The sequence below is a fragment of the Ideonella sp. FW305-24 genome (assembly GCF_058788035.1).
Window position 1 is genome coordinate 92,291 of sequence record NZ_JBYTAI010000007.1, and the last position, 18,622, is coordinate 110,912.

The following is an 18,622-nucleotide window of genomic DNA, read 5'->3' on the forward strand; positions in this document are numbered from 1 at the left end:
CAATTCATGGAATTTGTTCCACAATCGGGAAATGGCGATCAATTCTGAGAACCCACCTGACACCACGACCGAGGACACGCTGGACCAGCGCCTGTCCGAACGCCTGGCCAGCCTGCGCCAGCGCCAGCAATGGTCACTGGACGACCTGGCCCAGCGCACCGGCATCAGCCGGGCGACGCTGTCGCGCCTGGAGCGTGGCGAAACCAGCCCGAGCGCCAGCCTGCTGAACCGGCTGTGCGCGGCTTACGGGCTGCCGATGTCGCGCCTGCTGGCCGAGCTGGAAAACGCGCCGGTGCGGCCACTGCCGCGCAGCGAGCAAGCCTTGTGGGTGGACCCGGAGACGGGTTTCCGGCGCCGCATGGTCTCGCCGCCCGGCGCGGGCTTTGTCGGCGAGCTGATCGAGGGCGAGCTGCCGCCCGGCGCCAGCGTGCTGTACGAGCAACCCAGCGTGCAGGGGCTGGAGCACCACCTGTGGCTGCAGTCCGGCGGCCTGACGCTGACGCTGCAGGACCAGGCCCACCCGCTGCAGCCCGGCGACAGCCTGCGCTACCGCCTGTGGGGCAGCTCGCGCTTCCAGTCCACCGGCAGCGAGCCGGCCCACTACCTGATCGCGATCTGCCATGTCAGCAGCTGAAGTCACCCGCATCGAAGCCTGGCCGGCGGAACTGACGCCCGTGCAACTGGACCAGCTTGCAGCCTTGCTGCAGTCCAGCGTGGCCGCCGGCGCCAGCATCGGCTGGGTCAACACGCCAGGCGAAGAAACTGCGCTCGCCTTCTGGTGCAACTGCAGCCAGGCGGCGGCGCGCGGCGAGCGCAGCGGCTGGTGGGCGCTTCAGCAGGGCCGCGTGGTCGGCAGCGTGCAGGTCGTCTGGCAACAGCCGGAGAACGGCGCGCACCGGGTGGACCTGGTCAAGCTGATGGTGCATCCGGAGGCCCGCCGCGCCGGCATCGCCAGCCGGCTGATGGACGCCGCCGAAGCCGAGGTGGCCCGCCGCGGCCGGCGCCTGATCGTGCTGGACACCTGGCGCGCCAGCCCCGCCGAAGGTCTGTACTGGCAGCGCGGCTACCAGCGCTGCGGTTTCATCCCGGACTACGCCAAGACGGCCGAAGGCGGCGCAGGGGCGACACGCGTGATGTTCAAGCGCCTGGGCACCGCCGGGCTGCAGGTCCGCCCCAGCACACCGGAGGCGCCCGAAGCACAAGCGCTGCTCGACGCCCTCTCCGCAGAATTGCTGCGCAAGTACGGCTCAGACGGCCGCGCCGGCCTGGCCGACTGGTCGCCCACCAGCAGCGCCTTCGCCCTCGCCTGGAATGGCGAAGGCAAGGCCATCGGCTGCGGCGCCTTCCGCCCGCTCCTGTTGCCCGCAGCAGAAGGGCCGACCCGCTGCGCGGAGATCAAGCGCATGTACGCCAGCGAATCCAGCCGCGGCATCGGCCAAGCCGTCCTGGCCTGGTTGAGCCACGAAGCCTGGACCCAAGGCTTCCGCGAACTGCGCCTCGAAACCCGCCGCGCGAACACACGGGCGCTGCGGTTTTATGCGGCGCGGGGGTTCACCGAATGCGCGCCATGGGGGCGATATGTCGGGCGGGCGGAATCGGTGTGCCTGGGATTGGCGCTGGACGATTGAGGCGCCAAACCGGTCCACGCCTTGGCGTGCCGCCGATCACTTATCTGTCAGCGCGAGACAGCGTCTTCCGGATTCAGCGTCAGCTCGGCGCGCTCCTGCGGCGTCTTGGCCAGCCAGGTCTTCCAGCCATCGGCTTGGCTCTCGGCCACGCGGTCCTTCCACCGCTCGAAGTATTCGTCGCTGGCGGGTGTCTTGTCGACAAAGCGCGTTTCAGCCAGCCAGTTCGCGAAGGCCTTGTTCTGCACGGTGTAGTCGGAACTGCCGGCTGGCCGCAGCGGACGCAGCTGGAAGCCATTGGCATAGATGAAGCGAACCAGCACGTAGTAGCGCTTGCCTGCTTCCACGTTCACATCCAGGTAGTGCCCCACGCCAGGCTGGGTGGCCATCAGTAGGTGATGGCCGGGCTTGAACAGCACGACAGCCTTGCTGTGCGCACCGGTAGTGGCCAACAGCGAACGCTTGTCGCCATCCACTTCGAAGATGCCCACGGGAATCAAGCCCTGGATGGCGTTGATCGGCTCCACGAAGACGATCTGCGCCTGATCAGGCGGCGGCGGTGCCAGGGTCTGGCTGGCAGACTCGACAAAGCGCGGCTTGGGCGGCGGCTCGCTGGCGCAGCCTCCCAAGACCACCAGCAGCACGGACAACAACAACGGACGCAAGTTCAAGAAGACCTCCAAGGACAAAGAAACAATTGGGTGAACGGAATGGATGTGAGCCCAAGCGGACATGACATGGCCAGGACTCGCCGCAAGACGACACGCGAATCAGCGACCGTGGCTGCCGACCTCAGCGCTGGCCCGTGGTCTTCTTCAAGGCTTCGCGCAGCACCATCACGCCCTTGACGATGAAGAAGATCGCCAGCGCGTGGAAGCCGGCAGGCATCCAGTCTTCGAAGCGGAGGTAGATCAGCGCGTCCAGCGCATAGACGGCGGTGCCCATATAGAAGGCCCAGAGCTGGCCGCGTTGGGCCAGCAGGCCGATCAGCGCGAAGAAGGCCAGCACAGAGGCGTCGATGCCAAAGCCGATCAGCTTGTTCGACGCGAACACCGCGTCGGACATGGCGGTGATGCCCAATCCCATCACGAAGCTGGTGTTGGCCTCCGTTTGGGACATCACGGTGTTGACCAGCGACAGCCCGGCGATCCACCAGAACCAGCGTGCAGCGGACCGCACGACCGGCAGTGACGCGGCCAACTCACGGGGCGACAAGGCGACGGCCGTGGGCTGCGGCGACGAAACGGATTCATCCATGGAAACTCCCTCCTGATGCGGCCCCGGCTGAGCCCTGCTTTTATGAAGACCGACGGCGGTCGAAGAGACAGCGCCGTGTGTCCCAACAGTTTAAAGGCGCCGTGTACAAGCCTCAGGTGCCGAGCCGGCAAAAGACAAATCGGTCTTCCGGGCTCCAGAGGTGATCGGCGCCGGACCGGTAGCCGCGCAGCCAAAGCACGCCGTCGATCCGCCGCAGGTAGAAGCCTTTGGGCGTGTCGTCATCTTCGGTAATCGGCAGCGACGCCACCGTCAGCGAGCCCGGTGGCGCGCGGTGCTGCGTGACCGGCTGCCCGACAAAGCCTTCGGCCTGGTCGAGGAACTGGAGCCGGAGATGCGGACCAAGTTCAAGCGGGCACGGCGTCAGGCCTTGGCTCATCGCTCGCTCGATCACTTGCGCCCAGGTCGCCCCCTCGGCGAAGCCCAATTCGGCAACGGCAAGCTCGACGACCTCCCGCAGCGAAGTCACCGCAGAGGTCGTGAAACGCTCGTCTGCAAAGAGCGATTTGCCGGCTTCGTTGAGCGCCACACCTGCGGCCTCGAGCTGGGCCAGCAGTTCGGCCTTGCTCGCGCCACCCACCCTGACTTGTCGCAATGCGGCTCCCTCCCGTCTTCGACTGGCGCTCGTTTTATCGAGCGAGCCGGCCTCCGTCAAGTCGACGCGAAGCCCGCCCCAACAGAAGAAGGCTGGCAGATCGATTCAGACATTGAACGGCAAGAAATGAGCTCGTTCATGCGCTGCCGCAAACCCCAGCACGTATTTGCCTTGCATGGCGAATGTCGGCGGCGCCGAGGCCGAATGTTCCCTGCCAGCAACACCGTGCCCAACACCTCGCATGGCGTCGCAGCCACAATGCCGGCCGGATCTGGGGTTGATTTCATCGAAAGCGCCGAATGCCATTTTCCCGCCGCCTGTCCAGGCTGCTGCACGCAGGCCTGTTGTCATGTTCCGCCATGCTGTTGTCCGCCGCGCCGCTGGCCCGTGCCAGTGACATCCTGATCGGCCAGTCGGCCGAGCTTTCGGGGGAGGCTTCCGCCAAGGACAACGTGGAAGGCGCGGAAGCGTATTTCCGGGCCGTCAATGCGCGCGGCGGGGTCAACGGCAGCAAGATCCGCCTGATTTCGCTGGACGACAAGCGCGACCCGAAACTCGCGGTGGAGAACACCAAGACGCTGATCGACGACAAGAACGTCATCGCGCTGTTCAGCTACCGCTCCACGCCCACGGTGCAGGCCGTGCTGCCGATGGTGCAGGAACGCAAGATTCCGTTGGTGGCCCCGATCACCGGTGCGGCGGCATTGCGCAAGCCAGGCAACGACTACGTCTACAACCTGCGCGCCAGCTACGCCGACGAGGCGGCCAAGATCGTGCAGCAGATCGGCACCATGGGCATCAGCCGGGTGGCGGTGTTCTTCCAGGAAGACGCATTTGGCAAGGAAGTTCGCGACCACTTCGAGACAGCCATCAAGTCGCAGAAGATGACTGAGGTCGCTTCGGCAAGCTTCAACCGGCAGGACATGCAGGTGGCGCCTGCCGTTGCGAAGATTGCCGCGGCCGAGCCACAGGCCGTGCTGATGGCCTGCACGCCCAAGGGCTGCGCGCTGTTCATCCGCGCGATGCGGGCCAGAGGGTCCCACCCGCAGTTCATTGCCGTGTCCAACGTCAACGGCCAGGAGTTCTTCACCGAGCTGGCCAGCGAGTGCCGCGGCGTGGCGATCTCGCAGGTGGTGCCGCACCCGACCAACATCGGCGTGGCCGTGGTCAACGAGTTCCAGGCATCGCGCAAAGGCATGGAATCGCCGCCACCGGTCAATTTCGCGGCCATGGAAGGCTTCCTGAACGCCAAGCTGCTGGTCGAAGGCCTCAAGCGGGCCGGCCCCAATCCCACGTCGGCCAAGCTGGCCGCGGCGCTGGACAGCTTCCGCGACCTGGACCTCGGCGGCGTGCGCGTGGGCTTTTCGCCGCAGGAGCGCGCGGGTCCGCGCTTTGTTGAACTGACGGTGCTGACGGAGGACTGCAAGGTCCGGCGCTGAGCCTGCCGCCGAGGCTGCGGGTCAAGCAGGCGGCCTCTTCGGCCGCTCGTCCAGCACCCGCCGCACCAGCGCCGGCAGCTGCTCCACGCTGAACTCCTTCTGCAGCAGCGCCTTCACGCCGGCCTCCCTGGCCGCCTGCCGCACTTCGTCGGACAGGTAGCCTGAGCTGATGACGACCGGCAGTTCGGGACGCAGTTCGGCGCTGGCCTGGGCGAGTTCCAGGCCCGAGAGTTCGGGCATGTTGAAGTCGCTGAGCAGCAGGTCGTAGGCCGCAGCGTTGTGCCGCAGTTCGGTCAGCGCGGCAGGCGACTGCTCGAACAAGGTGACGCGGTAGCCGGCGGTTTGCAGCAGGCGTTCGACGATCAGGCCGATCGCAGGATCGTCGTCGACCACCAGCACGTGTTCGCCCTGGCCGGCGGTGCCGGCAGGCGCCGGGGCTGGCGCACTGGGCGGCTGCGCGACGGGTTCATCGGCCAGTGGCAGGTAGAGCGTGAAGCAGCTGCCAGCGCCGGGGCTGCTGTCGACCGTGATGCTGCCGCGGTGGGTGGCCACGATGCCGTGCACCACGGCCAGGCCCAGGCCGGTGCCGTGGCCCACGCCCTTGGTGGTGAAGAAGGGCTCGAACAGGCGCGCCAGCGTGTCGGCCGACATGCCGCAGCCGTCGTCGCTCACCCAGAGCCTAGCGTAGTCGCCGGGCGCCAGGCCAGCCAGGCGCTCGGGCAGCGGCGCGCTGAGGGACTGCGCGGCCAGGCCGATCTCGATGCGGCCGCTGTTGCGCCCGTTGCCGCGGCCATTCATCGCGTGCCAGGCGTTGGTGCAGAGGTTCATCAGCACCTGCTGGATCTGCGTCGCGTCGGCTCGCACCGGCAGTGGGGTGCTGCTGAGCACCAGCTCCAGCTGCACGCCGGCCGGCAGCGTGGCGCGCAACAGCCTGGCGGCCTCTTCGACCAGCGGCTGCAACGGCTGGCTCAGCAGCGCAGGCGCCTGCTGGCGGCTGAAGGCCAGGATCTGCTGCACCAGGCTGCGCGCGCGGCTGCCGGACTCCTCGATGCGGCCCAGGCATTCATGAAGGCCCCCAGGGCTGGGCTGCTCCCCGCCCGCCCCCCGAGGGGGATCAGGAAACTTGGGGCGGCCCGGCGTTTCCTGGGCGGCGACCGCTTCGCCTTTCGCCATGGTGGCGAGCTGCTGGCGGGCCAGCGCGACATTGCCGAGGATGGCGGCCAGGATGTTGTTGAAATCGTGCGCGATGCCGCCGGCCAGCGTGCCGATGGCTTCGAGCTTCTGCGACTCGCGCAGCTGCGCCTCCAGCCTGGCCTGCTCGCGCTCGGCCTGCTTGCGCGCGGTGATGTCGCTGACCATCGCCAGCGCCCCCGGCGGCTGGCCGGCCGCGGCCGGAATGCAGCTGAACGACAGCTCGGCCCACAGCAGCTGACCATCGGCTCGGCGCAGGCAGAGCTCGCACTGCAGCGTGGGCAAGGCGGCGGCCGGGCCCGTCTGGTCGCCGCCAGGGGCGGGCGCGCCTTCGTGCAGCCACGGCAGCTGTGGCAATGGCGGGCTGTCGGCCGCGAGAAAGTCGCCCAGCGGCTGGCCTTGCAGTGCGCGCAGCGGCCAGCCCAGCATCAAGGCCAGGCGTGGGTTGGCAAAGCTGGTGCGGCCTTCGGCGTCCAGCATCCAGATGCCTTCGCTGGTGGTCTCGACGATGCGGCGGTAGCGCGCCTCGCTCTCGCGCAGCTCGCCGGTGGCAAAACGCGCCAGCCGCAGCGCCTGGGCGCGGCCGCGCTGCAGCTGCGAGGTGAGCACCGCCAGCAACAGGCTCAGGACCAGGCCGGCGGCGGCGATGGCGCGGGTGGCGCCGCCGCCCATGCGGCGCTCGAACTCGGGCTCGCTGCGCACCACCAGGGTCCAGCTGCGGCCGGCCAGCGCAAGGTATTCCTGGGCTTCCATCGGCGCGCTGCCGTCGTCCTCCGGTGGCGCGCTGGCGGCCACGGCGTCGCTACCCTCGTCGGGCTGGCTGCCGCTGGCCTGGTACATCAGTGCGCCGGGCTCGGGTGTCACGCCTTCGTAGAGGCTCAAGCCCAGGCCGGGCACACGCTCGCCGTACAGGCTGGACATCATGTCCTCGACCGAAAACGTGGCCCAGACCCAGCCCACCAGCCGCGCCTGCCGGGCGGCCGGCGCCAGGCCCAGGCCGGGCGTGGCCAGCCCGCCGTCCTGCCGGGAGCCCGCTTCGCCGCGGTAGACCGGCAGGAACATCAGGAAGCCGCTGCCGGTCGGATGGCCCGCGCGCGGCACCAGTGCCACGCGGCCGCTGAGCGCAACCTGGCCGGCGTCACGCGCCTGCAGCATGGCCGGGCGCAGCTGCGGGTCCAGCCAGGGGTTGCCGGCGAAATGGCCAGGGTCGCCCGGCTGGCCGGGAGCTGACAGGCGCGTGCCAGCGAGCTCGGCCGGCACACCCGGCGCCGGGTGATAGGCCAGCGCGCGCAAGCCAGTGTGATTGCTGCCCGCCAGCAGCGAATCCATGTAGCGCTCGAATTCGGGCGGGCTCAGCGGGCCCTTCGCGGCCAGCAGGCCTTGCGCGCCACGCAGCATCTGCTCGTAGCTGGCCAGGCGCTGGTCGATGCGGCCGCTGAGTTGGCGCAGCGAGGCATGGAAGGCCGACTGCAGCAGCTCGCGCCTGACCTGGTATTCATGCCGCCACAGCCAGCCGGTGACCGCCAGCGACAGCACGCCGACGAACAGCGGCAGCCAGCCGGCGCGCAGCCACCAGGCCTGCGCGGCGTCGCCGCGCGGCCGCTGACCCAGCCAATGGCTGGCGCGTCGGAACCAGCGGGACAGCGAGGGCGGCGGCATCGGGTGGGCGGCTCAGAACTGGGTCAGGCTGCGCGCCATGTCGGGCTTGAAATACTTCTCGAAGATGCGCTGCACCGTGCCGTCGACCCGCATCTCGTCCACCAGCGCGCGCCAGGCGGCCTGCTCGGCGGCGGACAGCGCGCGACGCGACATGATGAGCCCATGCGGCACCGGCGGGTCGCCGAAGGACAGCAGCGTGGTCTGCTCGCGCAAGCGGCCGCCCTCGACCATCGGGAAGTCGAAGGGCTCGATGATCAGCGCCTGCACCCGGTTGGCCAGCAGGATCTCGTACAGCGGATCCAGCCCGGTGGCATAGCTGACGCGCCCGTCGGCAGCCAGCCCGTCCATCAGTTCGTTGGCCTGCGGGCTGTAGCGGAAGCTGCGGATGGCGCCCAGCCGCAGCCGGTCGTTGCGCTCGAACTCGGCAATGCTGCGCACATGCGCGTCCTTGCGCACCAGCAGGTGGTAGGGGTTGGCGAAATACCAGGCGAAGGCGGCGTACTTGTCTCGGGCTTCATTGGTGATGCCCGAGAGGCTGAAGTCCAGCGAACCGGCCTCGATCAGCTGCCAGATGCGGGCCCGCGGCATCACCGAGACGCTGATGCGGCAGCCGCTGCGGCGCGCCAGCTCGGTGGCCATGTCCTGGTCGATGCCCTGGCCGGTCTGGGCCGAATACAACAGGCCGTGCTCGTGCAGCGCCAGGCTGTAGCTGCGGTTGCAGTCCGGCTTGGCCGGGCGGCCGGCTACCGGGGCCACGGCAGGCGCGGCGGCGGACGCGGCGGGGCCTGGTTCACCCGCGGGCTGCCCTGCGGCCCAGGCGCTGCCTGCAAAGGCCAGCGCTATCCCGCCAAGCCAAAAGCCCACCCCCTGGTGCCACCCTGCCCGGCGCTGGCATGGCCGATCCTGCTGCTGCCTCACCTGCACGCCCTCCGCAATGCTGCGCCCGACTTTATGCCAGCCAGGGCCGCACCAACAGGGGGCGATCGTGTGAATAAGTCAGGTTCATCGGGTGCTTCATTGGCCGATGGCGGCACTCAACGCATCGTCCAGCACCTCAACCCAGTGCCGCACCGGCCGCGCGCTGGTTGCGCCCAGGTGCTGGATGCAGCCGATGTTGCCGGAGACGATGGTGTCGCCCGGCGCACCGGCCAGGGCCTTGAGCTTGCGCTCGCGCAGTTGGCCAGACAGTTCGGGCTGCAGGATGGCGTAGGTGCCGGCCGAGCCGCAGCACAGGTGGCTGTCCACCGGCGCGGTGCGCAGGTCGAAGCCCAGCGCGGCCAGGTGGGTTTCCACGCCGCCACGCAGCTGCTGGCCATGCTGCAGCGTGCAAGGCGGGTGGTAGGCCAGCGGCACCGGCTTGCCGGCCGCCTGCTGCTCGCGCGTGAGCCGGCCTTGCAGCAGCGGCTGCAGCCGAGGCACCAGGTCCGGCAGCAGCTCGCTGAGGTCACGTGTCAGCGCGCTGATGCGCGCGCCCTTGTCGGCGTAGTCGGCGTCGCGGGCCAGCGCGTGGCCGTATTCCTTGACCGTGACGCCGCAGCCGCTGGCATTCATCACGATGGCTTCGACCTTGCTGTCCCCGCCCAAACCCTCGACCAGCGGCCACCAGGCGTCGATGTTGCGGCGCATGTCGTTCAGGCCGCCCTCGTGGTCGTTCAGGTGGCTGCGGATCGCGCCGCAGCAGCCGGCCTCGTCGGCCACCACGGTCTGGATGCCGGCGGCGTCCAGCACGCGGGCCGTGGCCGAATTGATGTTGGGCATCAGCCCAGGCTGCACGCAGCCCATCAGCATCAGCACCTTGCGCGGGTGCTGGCGCGTGGGCCAGCGGTGGGCCTGCGGGCCGGCGCGCGGCGGCACCTTGGCCTTCAGCGCAGCCGGCAGCAGCGGGCGCACCAGCCGGCCAACGGCCAGCGCGGGGCCGAAAGCCGGCGAGGTCAGCCCTTCCTTGAGCAGCCAGCGCAGCGCACGCTGGCCCGCCGGCCGCTCGACCTTCTGCTCGACGATGCGCCGGCCGATGTCCACCAGGTTGCCGTATTGCACGCCGCTCGGGCAGGTGGTCTCGCAGTTGCGGCAGGTCAGGCAGCGGTCCAGGTGGGTCTGCGTGGCCGTGGTCACCGGCGCACCTTCGAGTACCTGTTTCATCAGGTAGATACGGCCCCGCGGCCCGTCCAGCTCGTCGCCCAGCAGTTGGTAGGTCGGGCAGGTGGCGGTGCAGAAGCCGCAGTGCACGCAGCTGCGCAGGATGGCCTCGGCAGCCTCGCCGTCTGGCGTGCCGGCGAATTCGGGAGCTAAGTGGGTTTGCATCGGTCGTTCAAAGCTGCGGATGAAGACGCTCGCGGTTGAAGATGCGCTGCGGGTCGAAGGCGGCCTTGAGCTGCTGGTGCAGCCGCAGCAGCGGGGCCGACAAGGGCGCAAAGATGGCGCCGTCGTCCGGTGCCGCGGTGCCTGCGCCGCGGCGGTACAGCGTGGCATGGCCGCGCGCGGCCAGCGCCGCTTCGCGCACCCGCCCGGCCGGCTCGCGGCTCAGCAGCCAGCGCCGGCCGCCGCCCCATTCCAGCAGCGTCTCGCCGGCCACCTCCAGCCGCGGCGCCGTCGGCGCCACCGACAGCTGCCACAACGAAAAGCCTGTGGACTCGCCGTCACCCGCCGCCAGGACGGCCTCGGCGTGCAGGAAAAATTCGTCGCGCTGGTCACGCAGGCCGGCCCAGAAACCCGCGGCCAGCGGCGGCGGAATGGCCTCGCCGCCCAGCAGCCGTGCGGCCGAGGCCACCGCCGCCTCGGCGCCCGCCAGGCGCAGCACCAGGATGCCGTCCCACCAGGCGCTGGCCTGCAGCGGCAGCGGCTGGCCGGCCCATTCGTTGAGGTGGCGCAGCGCGTTGGCCTGGTCCATGTCGAAGCGCAGCGTGCGCGTGGCGGGCGGGCGCGGCAAGACCTTCAGCGAGACCTCGCAGATCACGCCCAGCACGCCCATGGAGCCGGCCAGCAGGCGCGACACGTCATAGCCGGCGACGTTTTTCATCACCGTGCCGCCAAAGCGCAGCAGCTCGCCGCGGCCGTTCAGCAGGCAGGCGCCCAGCACGTGGTCGCGCACCGAGCCTGCCGCCGCACGCGCCGGGCCGGCCAGGCCCGAGGCGACCATGCCGCCGACCGTGCCGCCCAGCGGCTGGCCGGCGCCATCGCGCCCCAGCCGCGGCGGCTCGAACGGCAGGCACTGGCCGTGTTCGGCCAGCGCCGCTTCCAGCTCGTCCAGCGGCGTGCCGGCGCGCGCGGTCACCACCAGCTCGGTCGGCTCGTACGAGGTGATGCCGCGCAGCGGCCGCAGGTCCAGCGGCTCGCCCAGCAGCGGGCCGCCGAGAAAGTCCTTGCTGCCGCTGCCGCGCAGGCACAGCGCGCGCTCGTGCGCCGCCGCCTCGCGCACCACGTCCAGGATGCGGCGCAGCGCCGGCTCGATGGCCGGCACGCTTGGGGCGCCCGCCTCGGCCGAGATTGACGCGCCGAGAGCAATCTCGGTGCTGGCTTCGACGGCGGCCGGCAGGTCACGCGGCACCGCATCCGCTGCCGGGCCGGTGGCTTGGTTCATCTCTGTCGATGAGGGCTCGCTCATCAGAAGCGCTCCAGTTCCGGAAAGGCCAGCAAGCCCTTGCGCACATGCATGCGGCCGTATTCGGCACAACGGTGCAGCGAGGGGATGACCTTGCCGGGGTTCAGCACGCCAGCCGGATCGAAGGCCGCCTTGAGGCGCAGCATCTGCTCGCGCTCCTCGGGGCTGAACTGCACGCACATCGAGTTCAGCTTCTCGACGCCCACGCCGTGCTCGCCGCTGACCGTGCCGCCCATCGCCACGCTGGTCTCCAGGATGTCGGCGCCGAACTGTTCGCAGCGGTGCAACTGGTCCGGGTCGTTGGCATCGAACAGGATCAGCGGGTGCAGGTTGCCGTCGCCGGCATGGAAGACGTTGCAGCAGCGCAAGCGGTACTTCTTTTCCATCCCGGCAATCGCCAGCAGCATGTCGGCCAGGCGCTTGCGCGGAATGGTCGAGTCCATGCACATGTAGTCCGGGCTGATGCGGCCCGAAGCCGGGAAGGCGTTCTTGCGTCCGCTCCAGAACCTCAGGCGCTGGGCCTCGTTCTCGCTGACGGACAGCCGCGTGGCGCCGGCACCGACCAGCACAGCCTTCATTCGCCCAATCTCTTCCTCGACCTCGTCGGGCGTGCCGTCGCTCTCGCACAGCAGGATGGCCGCGGCGTCCAGGTCGTAGCCGGCATGCACGAAGTCCTCCACTGCCGCAGTCATCGGTTTGTCCATCATCTCCAGCCCGGCCGGGATGATGCCGGCGGCAATGATGGCGGCCACCGCGTCGCCCGCATGTCGCACGTCGCCGAAGCTGGCCATGATGCAGCGCGCCAGCTGCGGCTTGGGCGTGAGCTTGACCGTGACCTCGGTGATGACCGCCAGCATGCCCTCGCTGCCAACCACCACGCTCAGCAGGTCCAGACCCGGCGCGTCGAGCGCGTCGCCGCCGAATTCCACCGGCTCGCCCTCGGCGGTGAAGCCGCGCAGCTTCATCACGTTGTGCAGCGTCAGCCCGTATTTCAGGCAGTGCACGCCACCGGAGTTCTCGGCGATGTTGCCGCCGATGGTGCAGGCAATCTGGCTCGACGGATCGGGCGCGTAATACAGCCCGTGCTGCGCCACCGCCTCGCTGATCGCCAGGTTGCGCACGCCGCATTGCACGACCGCCGTGCGGCTGTACTTGTCGATCTGCACGATGCGGTTGAAGCGCGCCAGCCCCAGCGTCACGCCCATTGCATGGGGCATCGCCCCGCCGGAAAGCCCGGTGCCCGCGCCGCGCGCCACCACCGGCACGTTCAGGCCATGGCAGGCCTTGAGCACCGCCGCCACCTGCGCTTCGGTTTCCGGCAGCGCCACCAGCAGCGGCCGCTCGCGGTAGGCCGTCAGCCCATCGCACTCATACGGCACCGTGTCCTCGGCCTGCCACAGCAGCGCATGCGCAGGCAGCAGCGGCTGCAGTGCCGCCACGATCTCGGCCTGCCGGGCACGCCGGTCCGGCCCCGTCCCGGCAAGAACCCCATCGGTCACAGCTGTCATCGCAAAGCAGCCCCTTGTCAGAGGGCATCAGCAGCAAAAGGCTAGCAGCAGCTGGTCGACACCAGCCTGGTGCCCAGGCGCCCCGCAAAAGGGCGATACCCGACTTTACTGCGCTGGCGCAGGCAGGCCGGTCGAAACAATGCCAACTGAAATCGGGGGAATCCCCGGCGGCGCGGCACTCGGTGGCGAGGGCCTGGCTCAGGCTGCTGTGGTGAACACCGTCAGTACGCCGGTGTAGCCGTAGAGGTCGTGGCCGGCGATTTCGCCGGCGGCGAAGAAGCCGGCCAGCGGCACTTCGCCCAGTGCGTGGCGCACCAGCTGCAGTTCGGCTGAGCTGCCGCCGAACAGGGCGCCGCCGCGGCCGGTGCAGCTGATGTAGACCGCGCCGGCCATGCGCTGGCGGGGGCCGACCAGGCCGCTGGCTTCGAGGTCGTCGCTGCCTTCGACCTCTTCGCGCAGCTCGGCGCAGATGCGCACCAGGTCGCGCCGGGCGGCGTCGGCATCACGCCTGCAGAAGGCCAACTGCATGCCGGGTTGCACAAGGTCGGCCACGGCGACGGCCTGGCGGCCCGGGTCCAGCCCGATCAGGTGGCGCACGCGGGTGTGCTGGCCAAACTGGCCGCCCAGGCCACGCGCCTGCTCGCCAGCGTCGGTCAGGCCTGCCAGCGTGGTGCGCAGGCGCTGCATCAGTGGCTCGGGCGGCGTCAGCGCCACGCCCAGGTCGGCCAGCAGCAGCGGCAGTGCGGGCTGGCCGTCCAGCTGCAGCACCAGGTTGCGGTCGGACTGGGTGACCGTACGCACCGGGCCCAGCGGCACGCAGCCCTGGGTCACGCGTGACAGCAAGGACACCTCTCGGCCAAAAGCCACGCCAGAGAGGCCGCCACGGAACACGCCGTCAGCCAGCTGCAGCGTGTGCACCTGGCGTGCGCTGGACAAGCCGCCAAACAGGTAGCGGCCACCCGTGCGCTCGGCCAGTTCGACCAGCAGCTCGGCCAGCTCGGGCGTGGCCGGGTCGGCATGCACCAGCGCGCTCCAGGCGCCGGTCTGCCAGGTTTCGTCCAGCGGGCGGCGACCGTTGAAAACCTGGAAGCTGGCGGGCGCCAGGTCCAGCATCAGCATCACCAGCGCCGGCTCGTCCTGGTACTCCACGCCACAGGCTGCCACGCCGGTGCCAATGGTGCCGACCACGCTGAGCCCGGGCCAGCGCGCCTGCGCATCGGCCAGCAAGGCCTCGGCCTGGCGTGCGTAGGCTTCGGTCAGGTACATCAGCGCCAAGGTGGGCCGGAACTCGGGCCGCAGCTGACGCTGGGCTTCCAGTTGCGCGGCCACCAGCGCCAGCGCCATGCGGGCGTCGGGGTGGGTGGCATGGGCTTGCAGAAAGCCTGACAAGCCGGTGTCATTCATGGTGGCAATTCATCGTGGGGGAAAACACAAACGGGTTCAATGGCCCGCCCGGCCTTTGCGGACCTTGGCTGCCGGCGCAGGCGCTGCGGCCTTGGGCGCAGCAGGCTTGCGGGCCGCGGCCTTGCGCGGCGCGGCGGTCTTCCTGGCGCCGGCCGCAGGCGCGGGCGTGGTGGCGGCCTGGCGCGGCGTCTCTGCAATCGCCGAAGCAGCGAGTTCACCGAACTGCTTGGTCAGCGCACTCCACCATTGCATCGGGTCCACGACGCCAGGAGGCGGCCCTTCGACCTGCGCAGCAGCCGCAGGTTCGGGCGCAGGCGCCGCCGCAGCCGGTGGCGGCGGTGGTGGTGGCGAGGCAAAAGCGGAAGCGAACGCCGAGGGTGCCGGGCTGGGCGCCGCGGCCTGCGGCTTGAGCATCATCGACTCGCGCAGGTCGGTCATCGAGACGTTCATGGTCTTGAGCGTCGACAGCGTCATGCGCTGCACTTCCAGCGCCTGGATGGTGGTGCCCAGCAGGCGCGCGTTCTGCTCCAGCCAGAACTGCACCGTGCGCAGTTCGTTGATGCGCTTTTCCAGCTCTTCGAGGTTCAGCGTAGGCGCGACCCACTGGCCCATGGCCGGCATCGCGGCACCGGCGTTCTTGACCATGCCTTGCAGGAACTCGAAGCCTGGCACCATCTTCATGAACGAGGGGGTTTCTGACATGGGCGCTGTCTCCTGTTGGTTTCTATTTCGAGGGGGCCGCACGGCCTGACGATGCCGATTCTGCGCCCGGCCCCGGGGGCGCGGTGAAGCTCACCCGCTCGACTTCGTAGCCGCGCGCCTTCAGCAGCGCCGGCAGGCCGTGCGGGCCGATCATGTGCAGGCTGCCAACGGCGACGAAGACGCCACGCGCGCGCTGGTGCAGCCGGGCGATGGCCGCGGCCATCGCCACGTTGCGCTCGTCCAGCAGCTTGCGCATGGCCTGGCGCTGCTCGGCGCTGTTGAGGCAGTCGCACCACTGCGGGTAGGAAGCCAGCGTGGCGTAGTCGCTCGCGGCCCAGGCGTTGACCAACCGACGCAGCGTGCGCTGGGCCTGGCCCTGGGCGAGTTCGTCCAGGCCTTCGCCAACGATGGCGGCGCGCGCCGCGGCGTCGTCGCCCAGCAGCAGCTTGATCTGGCGCTCCGGGGTTTCCAGCGAGTGCACTTTCTTGCCCATGCCATGCGCCATGCCGGCGAGGAAGTTGTCAACGCCCCAGCTCGGGTCCAGGCCTTCGCTGCGCAGCACCAGCGCGGTCAAGGTGGCCACGCGGATCTCCGGCCGCAGGCCTTGCAGCACGCCGCCGAGACAGGCCTGCTGCTCGGCCTTGCCCAGGCGCTCGGCCAGCGCGGCGGGCAACAGCGGGCCGTCGGCCGGCTGGCGGGTCAGCGCGGTCAGGCGCTCGATGATCAGCGGGTCCAGCAGGTCCAGCTCCAGCGCCAGTTCCTGCGAGCCACGCAGCGCAGCCATCACCGCAGGGCCGGGGAACATCCAGTCGCGCTGGGCGACGTGCACGGTGCCGTAGAGCCAGGAGGTGCGGCCATCACGCTTGAGCTTCCACAGCAGGCCATGGTCGCGCGCCTGGGCCATGGCCTGGCGGACTTCCTCGGCGGTGGGCTCGACCGGCGCTGGCGGGCAGGCCGGGTCGACAGGCTGGGACGCCGCTGGCGCAGGCGCCGAGGCGGGCAGCTCGGCGACGGGATCGGCGGCGGGTGCCGGCAAGGCGAAGCACGCGGAAAGCAGCAGGGCGCAGTGAGCCAACAGGCGGCGGATCGGCAAGGGCATGCGCTTATTCCACCTCGGTGACGCTGTGTTCAACGGCGCCGAAGACGCTCAGGCCGTCGCGGCCCTTCAGGTCCACGTACAGCGTGTCGCCGTATTGCGCGAAGGCGGTGCGCACCTCGCCGGCCTGGGCCTCGCGGGCGCGCTGGTCGGCCAGGCAGGCCACGCCCTTGGCCGGGTCCTGGTTGCTGACCGGCCCGCTGCCGACCAGGCTGCCGGCCCCCAGCGGCCGCTGGCGCGCCAGCTGGGCGATGAGCTGGCCGAAGTGGAAGCTCATGTCGCTGCCGGTGTCGCACTGGCCGATCTTGCGGCCGTTCCAGCTGACCTGCAGCGTGGCCGAAACCTTGCCGCCCTGCCAGGCCTCGCCGAGTTCGTCGGGCGTGACGGCGACCGGACCGAAGGCGGTCATCGGCCGGCCCGGCAGCAGGCCGGCACCCGTGGGAGCAGCTTCGCGCCGGCACCAGCTGGTGCTGAGCAGCAGCAGGCGCACGGCGTCCAGGCCTTGCGCGCTGGAGGCACCAGCGGCCACGTCGCCTGTCATCACCGCCAGGCCGGCCTCGAAGTCCAGCCCACCGTCCACGCCAGCGAAGCGCTGCTCCGCGCAGGGCGCGAGGAACTGGTCGCTCGCGGCCGGGGCCAGCAGCGGCTCGCCGAGCAGGGCTTCGGGCAAGGCCTCGCCGCGTTGCGCATGGGCCAGCCGCAAATGCTGCAGGTAGGCCACGCTGCTGGCCCAGTGGTAGGCGCGCGGCAGTGGCGAGAGGCATTTGGCCGGCTCGAACGGGAAGGCATGGCGGGCCTTGCCGTGGTTCAGCGTGATGGCAAGGTCCTGCAGCTGCGGCGACAGGAAGTTCCAGTCGTCCAGCACCTGCTGCAGCCGGCTGGCGATGCCGGTGGCGTAGTGGGCGGTGCTCAGGTCGCGCGAGACGACGACCAGTTGCCCGTCACGCGAGCCGTCTTGGTAGGTGGCGAGTTTCATCAGAATGCGGAAGTGGCGCGACAGTATTGTCCAATGCGCCTGTGACCACGCAGAACGCCCTTCCGCCCTCGCCCGCCGCCCCCCGTCATCGCGGTGTGCTGCTGGGCATCGTGGCCGCCGTGCTGCTGGCGCACGGGCTGCTGTTGCTGGCACCGAACTGGCGCGACTGGCGCTGGACGCCGCCGGTGGTGCCAACGAAGCGCAGCGCCAGCGTCACGCTGGCCGCCGTGCGGCTGCCGCCGCCTATCGCGGCCGCGCCAAGCGCGCAACCGGCCACAAAGCCGAAGCCACCGCCGCAAACCGCGGCCCGGCCGCCTGCCGTGGCCAGCACCGCGGCCTCCGCGGCGCTGGAGACTTCGCCGGACAACATCGCGCAAGAAGGCGCGGAACCCGGCCTGCCGGACATCGGCGGGCTGATGCCGGAACTGCCGACGCTCACGCTGCCGCAGCCTCTGCAACTGCGCTACAGCGCGCAGCGCAACGACGGCCAACCCGGCCAGGCCGAGCTGCTGTGGCAGCCCGATGCACAGGGCGAGCATTACACGCTGCACTGGCAGGTCAGCCTGCCAGGCGGGCGAGGCGAGCAGGACTGGCAGAGCAGCGGCGAGCTGGGTGACCAGGGCTTGCTGCCGGTGCGCATGGTCGAGCGCAAGCGCGGCAAGGACCAGCATGCGGTGAACTTCCAGCGCGAGAAGCAGCTGATCAGCTTCTCCGGCCCCAGCGGCATGCAGCGCCTGATGCCAGGCACGCAGGACAGGGCCAGCTGGCTGCTGCAGCTGCCGATGATCGTGCAGGCGCTCGCGGGGAGCGACAGGCTGGGAGTGGGCGTGGGCACGCTGGTCACGCTGCCGGTGGCCACGGTGCGCGGCGACCTGGACTTCTGGCAGTTCGAGGTGCAGGCCGGCCCGCCGCTGCAGTTGCCGAACCAGGCCCACCCGCTGCCCGCCTGGCGGCTGGTGCGCGAGCCGCAGCGGCCGTATGACCAGCGCATCGAGGTCTGGCTGGCGCGCGAACGCGACATGTTGCCGGCCCAGCTGCGCTTCACCACTGTGCCGGGAGAGAACAGCCTGACGCTGACGCTGCTGGACGGCCTGCCACCGCCAGCCGAGACTTCCGCCTCGGCGCCGCCGCCCGGCCACAGCACCAGCCCTTGAATTCGGCCGGCGGGCCGGCATCTGCAGGGCAAGACCCCCACTGGAGCGCCTTGATGCACATGCTTTACAACTCCGACAGCTTTGCCGTGCTGGAGATCGACGTGGCCGAGCTGGCGAGCGGCACCCAGGCGGGTGAGCCTTCCGACAGCGGCACCAGCGGCTACGAGATCGTCGACAAAGCGGCCCGCAAGGGCGTCTTCCTCGACGGTGAACTGGCCCGTGGTTTCCGCGCCCGCGCCCAGGCACTGGTGCAGGAAGAGGCCGACGAGGACACGCTGGAAGCCTTTGTCGCGACCTACGCCGGCCTGGCCCAGCAGCCGATGGCGCTGCACTGACGCCATCTTGCCGAGCTGAAGGCAGGCCGCCCGGGGCTTGCCGACCCCTCACGGCTGCGCCAAGA

At 70.0% G+C, this 18,622-nt stretch carries 18 protein-coding genes; 5 read left to right on the top strand and 13 right to left on the bottom strand.

Annotation, left to right across the window (positions count from 1 at the left end; all coding sequences use genetic code 11):
• The first annotated feature begins 31 nt into the window (after nucleotides 1-31).
• Nucleotides 32-634 (top strand): helix-turn-helix domain-containing protein, encoded by a 603-nt coding sequence (locus tag AC3WR5_RS19435; protein ID WP_492486426.1) that lies wholly within the window; start codon nucleotides 32-34, stop codon nucleotides 632-634.
• Entirely contained in the window at nucleotides 621-1,628 is a 1,008-nt protein-coding gene (locus AC3WR5_RS19440) for a GNAT family N-acetyltransferase (protein WP_492486427.1), read from the top strand. Before AC3WR5_RS19435 ends, AC3WR5_RS19440 begins: the two co-directional genes overlap by 14 nt.
• Before the next feature lie 47 nt (nucleotides 1,629-1,675).
• Here the strand turns inward: AC3WR5_RS19440 and AC3WR5_RS19445 are convergent, their stop codons facing one another.
• From AC3WR5_RS19445 to AC3WR5_RS19460, 4 genes are all read right to left on the bottom strand, one after another.
• Entirely contained in the window at nucleotides 1,676-2,296 is a 621-nt protein-coding gene (locus AC3WR5_RS19445) for a hypothetical protein (protein WP_492486429.1), read from the bottom strand.
• Between the two features lie 121 nt (nucleotides 2,297-2,417).
• Nucleotides 2,418-2,882 carry a hypothetical protein gene (locus AC3WR5_RS19450; RefSeq protein WP_492486430.1) on the bottom strand — a complete coding sequence of 155 codons (465 nt, stop codon included), beginning with the start codon at nucleotides 2,880-2,882 and terminating at the stop codon, nucleotides 2,418-2,420.
• A 112-nt stretch (nucleotides 2,883-2,994) separates the two neighbouring features.
• Nucleotides 2,995-3,495 (bottom strand): hypothetical protein, encoded by a 501-nt coding sequence (locus AC3WR5_RS19455; protein ID WP_492486432.1) that lies wholly within the window; start codon nucleotides 3,493-3,495, stop codon nucleotides 2,995-2,997.
• A gap of 105 nt (nucleotides 3,496-3,600) precedes the next feature.
• Nucleotides 3,601-3,846 carry a hypothetical protein gene (locus tag AC3WR5_RS19460; RefSeq protein WP_170201027.1) on the bottom strand — a complete coding sequence of 82 codons (246 nt, stop codon included), beginning with the start codon at nucleotides 3,844-3,846 and terminating at the stop codon, nucleotides 3,601-3,603.
• Nucleotides 3,847-3,854: 8 nt separating this feature from the next.
• Between AC3WR5_RS19460 and AC3WR5_RS19465 the strand changes: the two genes are divergently transcribed.
• Nucleotides 3,855-4,934 carry an ABC transporter substrate-binding protein gene (locus tag AC3WR5_RS19465; RefSeq protein ID WP_492486434.1) on the top strand — a complete coding sequence of 360 codons (1,080 nt, stop codon included), beginning with the start codon at nucleotides 3,855-3,857 and terminating at the stop codon, nucleotides 4,932-4,934.
• A 21-nt stretch (nucleotides 4,935-4,955) separates the two neighbouring features.
• On the opposite strand, the gene AC3WR5_RS19470 is transcribed toward AC3WR5_RS19465, so the two are convergent.
• From AC3WR5_RS19470 to AC3WR5_RS19510, 9 genes are all read right to left on the bottom strand, one after another.
• Nucleotides 4,956-7,784 (bottom strand): ATP-binding protein, encoded by a 2,829-nt coding sequence (locus AC3WR5_RS19470; RefSeq protein ID WP_492486436.1) that lies wholly within the window; start codon nucleotides 7,782-7,784, stop codon nucleotides 4,956-4,958.
• A gap of 12 nt (nucleotides 7,785-7,796) precedes the next feature.
• On the bottom strand, nucleotides 7,797-8,540 hold the full coding sequence (locus tag AC3WR5_RS19475; RefSeq protein WP_492486438.1) for a substrate-binding periplasmic protein: 744 nt from the start codon (nucleotides 8,538-8,540) through the stop codon (nucleotides 7,797-7,799).
• Nucleotides 8,541-8,798: 258 nt separating this feature from the next.
• Nucleotides 8,799-10,085: a glycolate oxidase subunit GlcF gene (gene glcF / locus AC3WR5_RS19480; RefSeq protein ID WP_492486440.1), complete on the bottom strand. Its 1,287-nt coding sequence runs from the start codon at nucleotides 10,083-10,085 to the stop codon at nucleotides 8,799-8,801.
• A 7-nt stretch (nucleotides 10,086-10,092) separates the two neighbouring features.
• Nucleotides 10,093-11,232, bottom strand: a complete 1,140-nt coding sequence (gene glcE, locus AC3WR5_RS19485; RefSeq protein ID WP_492486800.1) for a glycolate oxidase subunit GlcE — start codon at nucleotides 11,230-11,232, stop codon at nucleotides 10,093-10,095.
• 152 nt (nucleotides 11,233-11,384) lie between these two features.
• Nucleotides 11,385-12,890 carry an FAD-linked oxidase C-terminal domain-containing protein gene (locus AC3WR5_RS19490; RefSeq protein WP_492486442.1) on the bottom strand — a complete coding sequence of 502 codons (1,506 nt, stop codon included), beginning with the start codon at nucleotides 12,888-12,890 and terminating at the stop codon, nucleotides 11,385-11,387.
• 198 nt (nucleotides 12,891-13,088) lie between these two features.
• Nucleotides 13,089-14,294, bottom strand: a complete 1,206-nt coding sequence (locus AC3WR5_RS19495) for an FIST signal transduction protein (protein WP_492486444.1) — start codon at nucleotides 14,292-14,294, stop codon at nucleotides 13,089-13,091.
• Nucleotides 14,295-14,330: 36 nt separating this feature from the next.
• Nucleotides 14,331-14,996, bottom strand: coding sequence for a PhaM family polyhydroxyalkanoate granule multifunctional regulatory protein (locus tag AC3WR5_RS19500; protein ID WP_492486446.1), 666 nt, complete (start codon nucleotides 14,994-14,996; stop codon nucleotides 14,331-14,333).
• Between the two features lie 22 nt (nucleotides 14,997-15,018).
• Nucleotides 15,019-16,095, bottom strand: coding sequence for a TraB/GumN family protein (locus tag AC3WR5_RS19505; RefSeq protein ID WP_492486448.1), 1,077 nt, complete (start codon nucleotides 16,093-16,095; stop codon nucleotides 15,019-15,021).
• 4 nt (nucleotides 16,096-16,099) lie between these two features.
• Nucleotides 16,100-17,068, bottom strand: coding sequence for a fumarylacetoacetate hydrolase family protein (locus AC3WR5_RS19510; protein ID WP_492486450.1), 969 nt, complete (start codon nucleotides 17,066-17,068; stop codon nucleotides 16,100-16,102).
• A 95-nt stretch (nucleotides 17,069-17,163) separates the two neighbouring features.
• Here AC3WR5_RS19510 and AC3WR5_RS19515 point away from each other — a divergent pair, with 95 nt between their 5' ends.
• Both AC3WR5_RS19515 and AC3WR5_RS19520 read left to right on the top strand, forming a co-directional pair.
• Nucleotides 17,164-18,222, top strand: a complete 1,059-nt coding sequence (locus AC3WR5_RS19515; RefSeq protein ID WP_492486452.1) for a DUF3108 domain-containing protein — start codon at nucleotides 17,164-17,166, stop codon at nucleotides 18,220-18,222.
• Between the two features lie 53 nt (nucleotides 18,223-18,275).
• Nucleotides 18,276-18,557 (top strand): BTH_I0359 family protein, encoded by a 282-nt coding sequence (locus AC3WR5_RS19520; protein ID WP_492486454.1) that lies wholly within the window; start codon nucleotides 18,276-18,278, stop codon nucleotides 18,555-18,557.
• The last annotated feature ends 65 nt before the right edge of the window (nucleotides 18,558-18,622 follow it).

What these genes read in the sequence shown, in the direction of transcription:
- AC3WR5_RS19435 (WP_492486426.1), top strand. Translation starts at nt 32, where the DNA reads ATGGCGATCAATTCTGAGAACCCACCTGACACCACGACCGAGGACACG.
- AC3WR5_RS19440 (WP_492486427.1), top strand. Translation starts at nt 621, where the DNA reads ATGTCAGCAGCTGAAGTCACCCGCATCGAAGCCTGGCCGGCGGAACTG.
- AC3WR5_RS19450 (WP_492486430.1), bottom strand. Translation starts at nt 2,882, where the DNA reads ATGGATGAATCCGTTTCGTCGCCGCAGCCCACGGCCGTCGCCTTGTCG.
- AC3WR5_RS19460 (WP_170201027.1), bottom strand. Translation starts at nt 3,846, where the DNA reads ATGACAACAGGCCTGCGTGCAGCAGCCTGGACAGGCGGCGGGAAAATG.
- AC3WR5_RS19465 (WP_492486434.1), top strand. Translation starts at nt 3,855, where the DNA reads ATGCTGTTGTCCGCCGCGCCGCTGGCCCGTGCCAGTGACATCCTGATC.
- AC3WR5_RS19470 (WP_492486436.1), bottom strand. Translation starts at nt 7,784, where the DNA reads ATGCCGCCGCCCTCGCTGTCCCGCTGGTTCCGACGCGCCAGCCATTGG.
- glcF (WP_492486440.1), bottom strand. Translation starts at nt 10,085, where the DNA reads ATGCAAACCCACTTAGCTCCCGAATTCGCCGGCACGCCAGACGGCGAG.
- AC3WR5_RS19490 (WP_492486442.1), bottom strand. Translation starts at nt 12,890, where the DNA reads ATGACAGCTGTGACCGATGGGGTTCTTGCCGGGACGGGGCCGGACCGG.
- AC3WR5_RS19495 (WP_492486444.1), bottom strand. Translation starts at nt 14,294, where the DNA reads ATGAATGACACCGGCTTGTCAGGCTTTCTGCAAGCCCATGCCACCCAC.
- AC3WR5_RS19500 (WP_492486446.1), bottom strand. Translation starts at nt 14,996, where the DNA reads ATGTCAGAAACCCCCTCGTTCATGAAGATGGTGCCAGGCTTCGAGTTC.
- AC3WR5_RS19505 (WP_492486448.1), bottom strand. Translation starts at nt 16,095, where the DNA reads ATGCCCTTGCCGATCCGCCGCCTGTTGGCTCACTGCGCCCTGCTGCTT.
- AC3WR5_RS19510 (WP_492486450.1), bottom strand. Translation starts at nt 17,068, where the DNA reads ATGAAACTCGCCACCTACCAAGACGGCTCGCGTGACGGGCAACTGGTC.
- AC3WR5_RS19520 (WP_492486454.1), top strand. Translation starts at nt 18,276, where the DNA reads ATGCACATGCTTTACAACTCCGACAGCTTTGCCGTGCTGGAGATCGAC.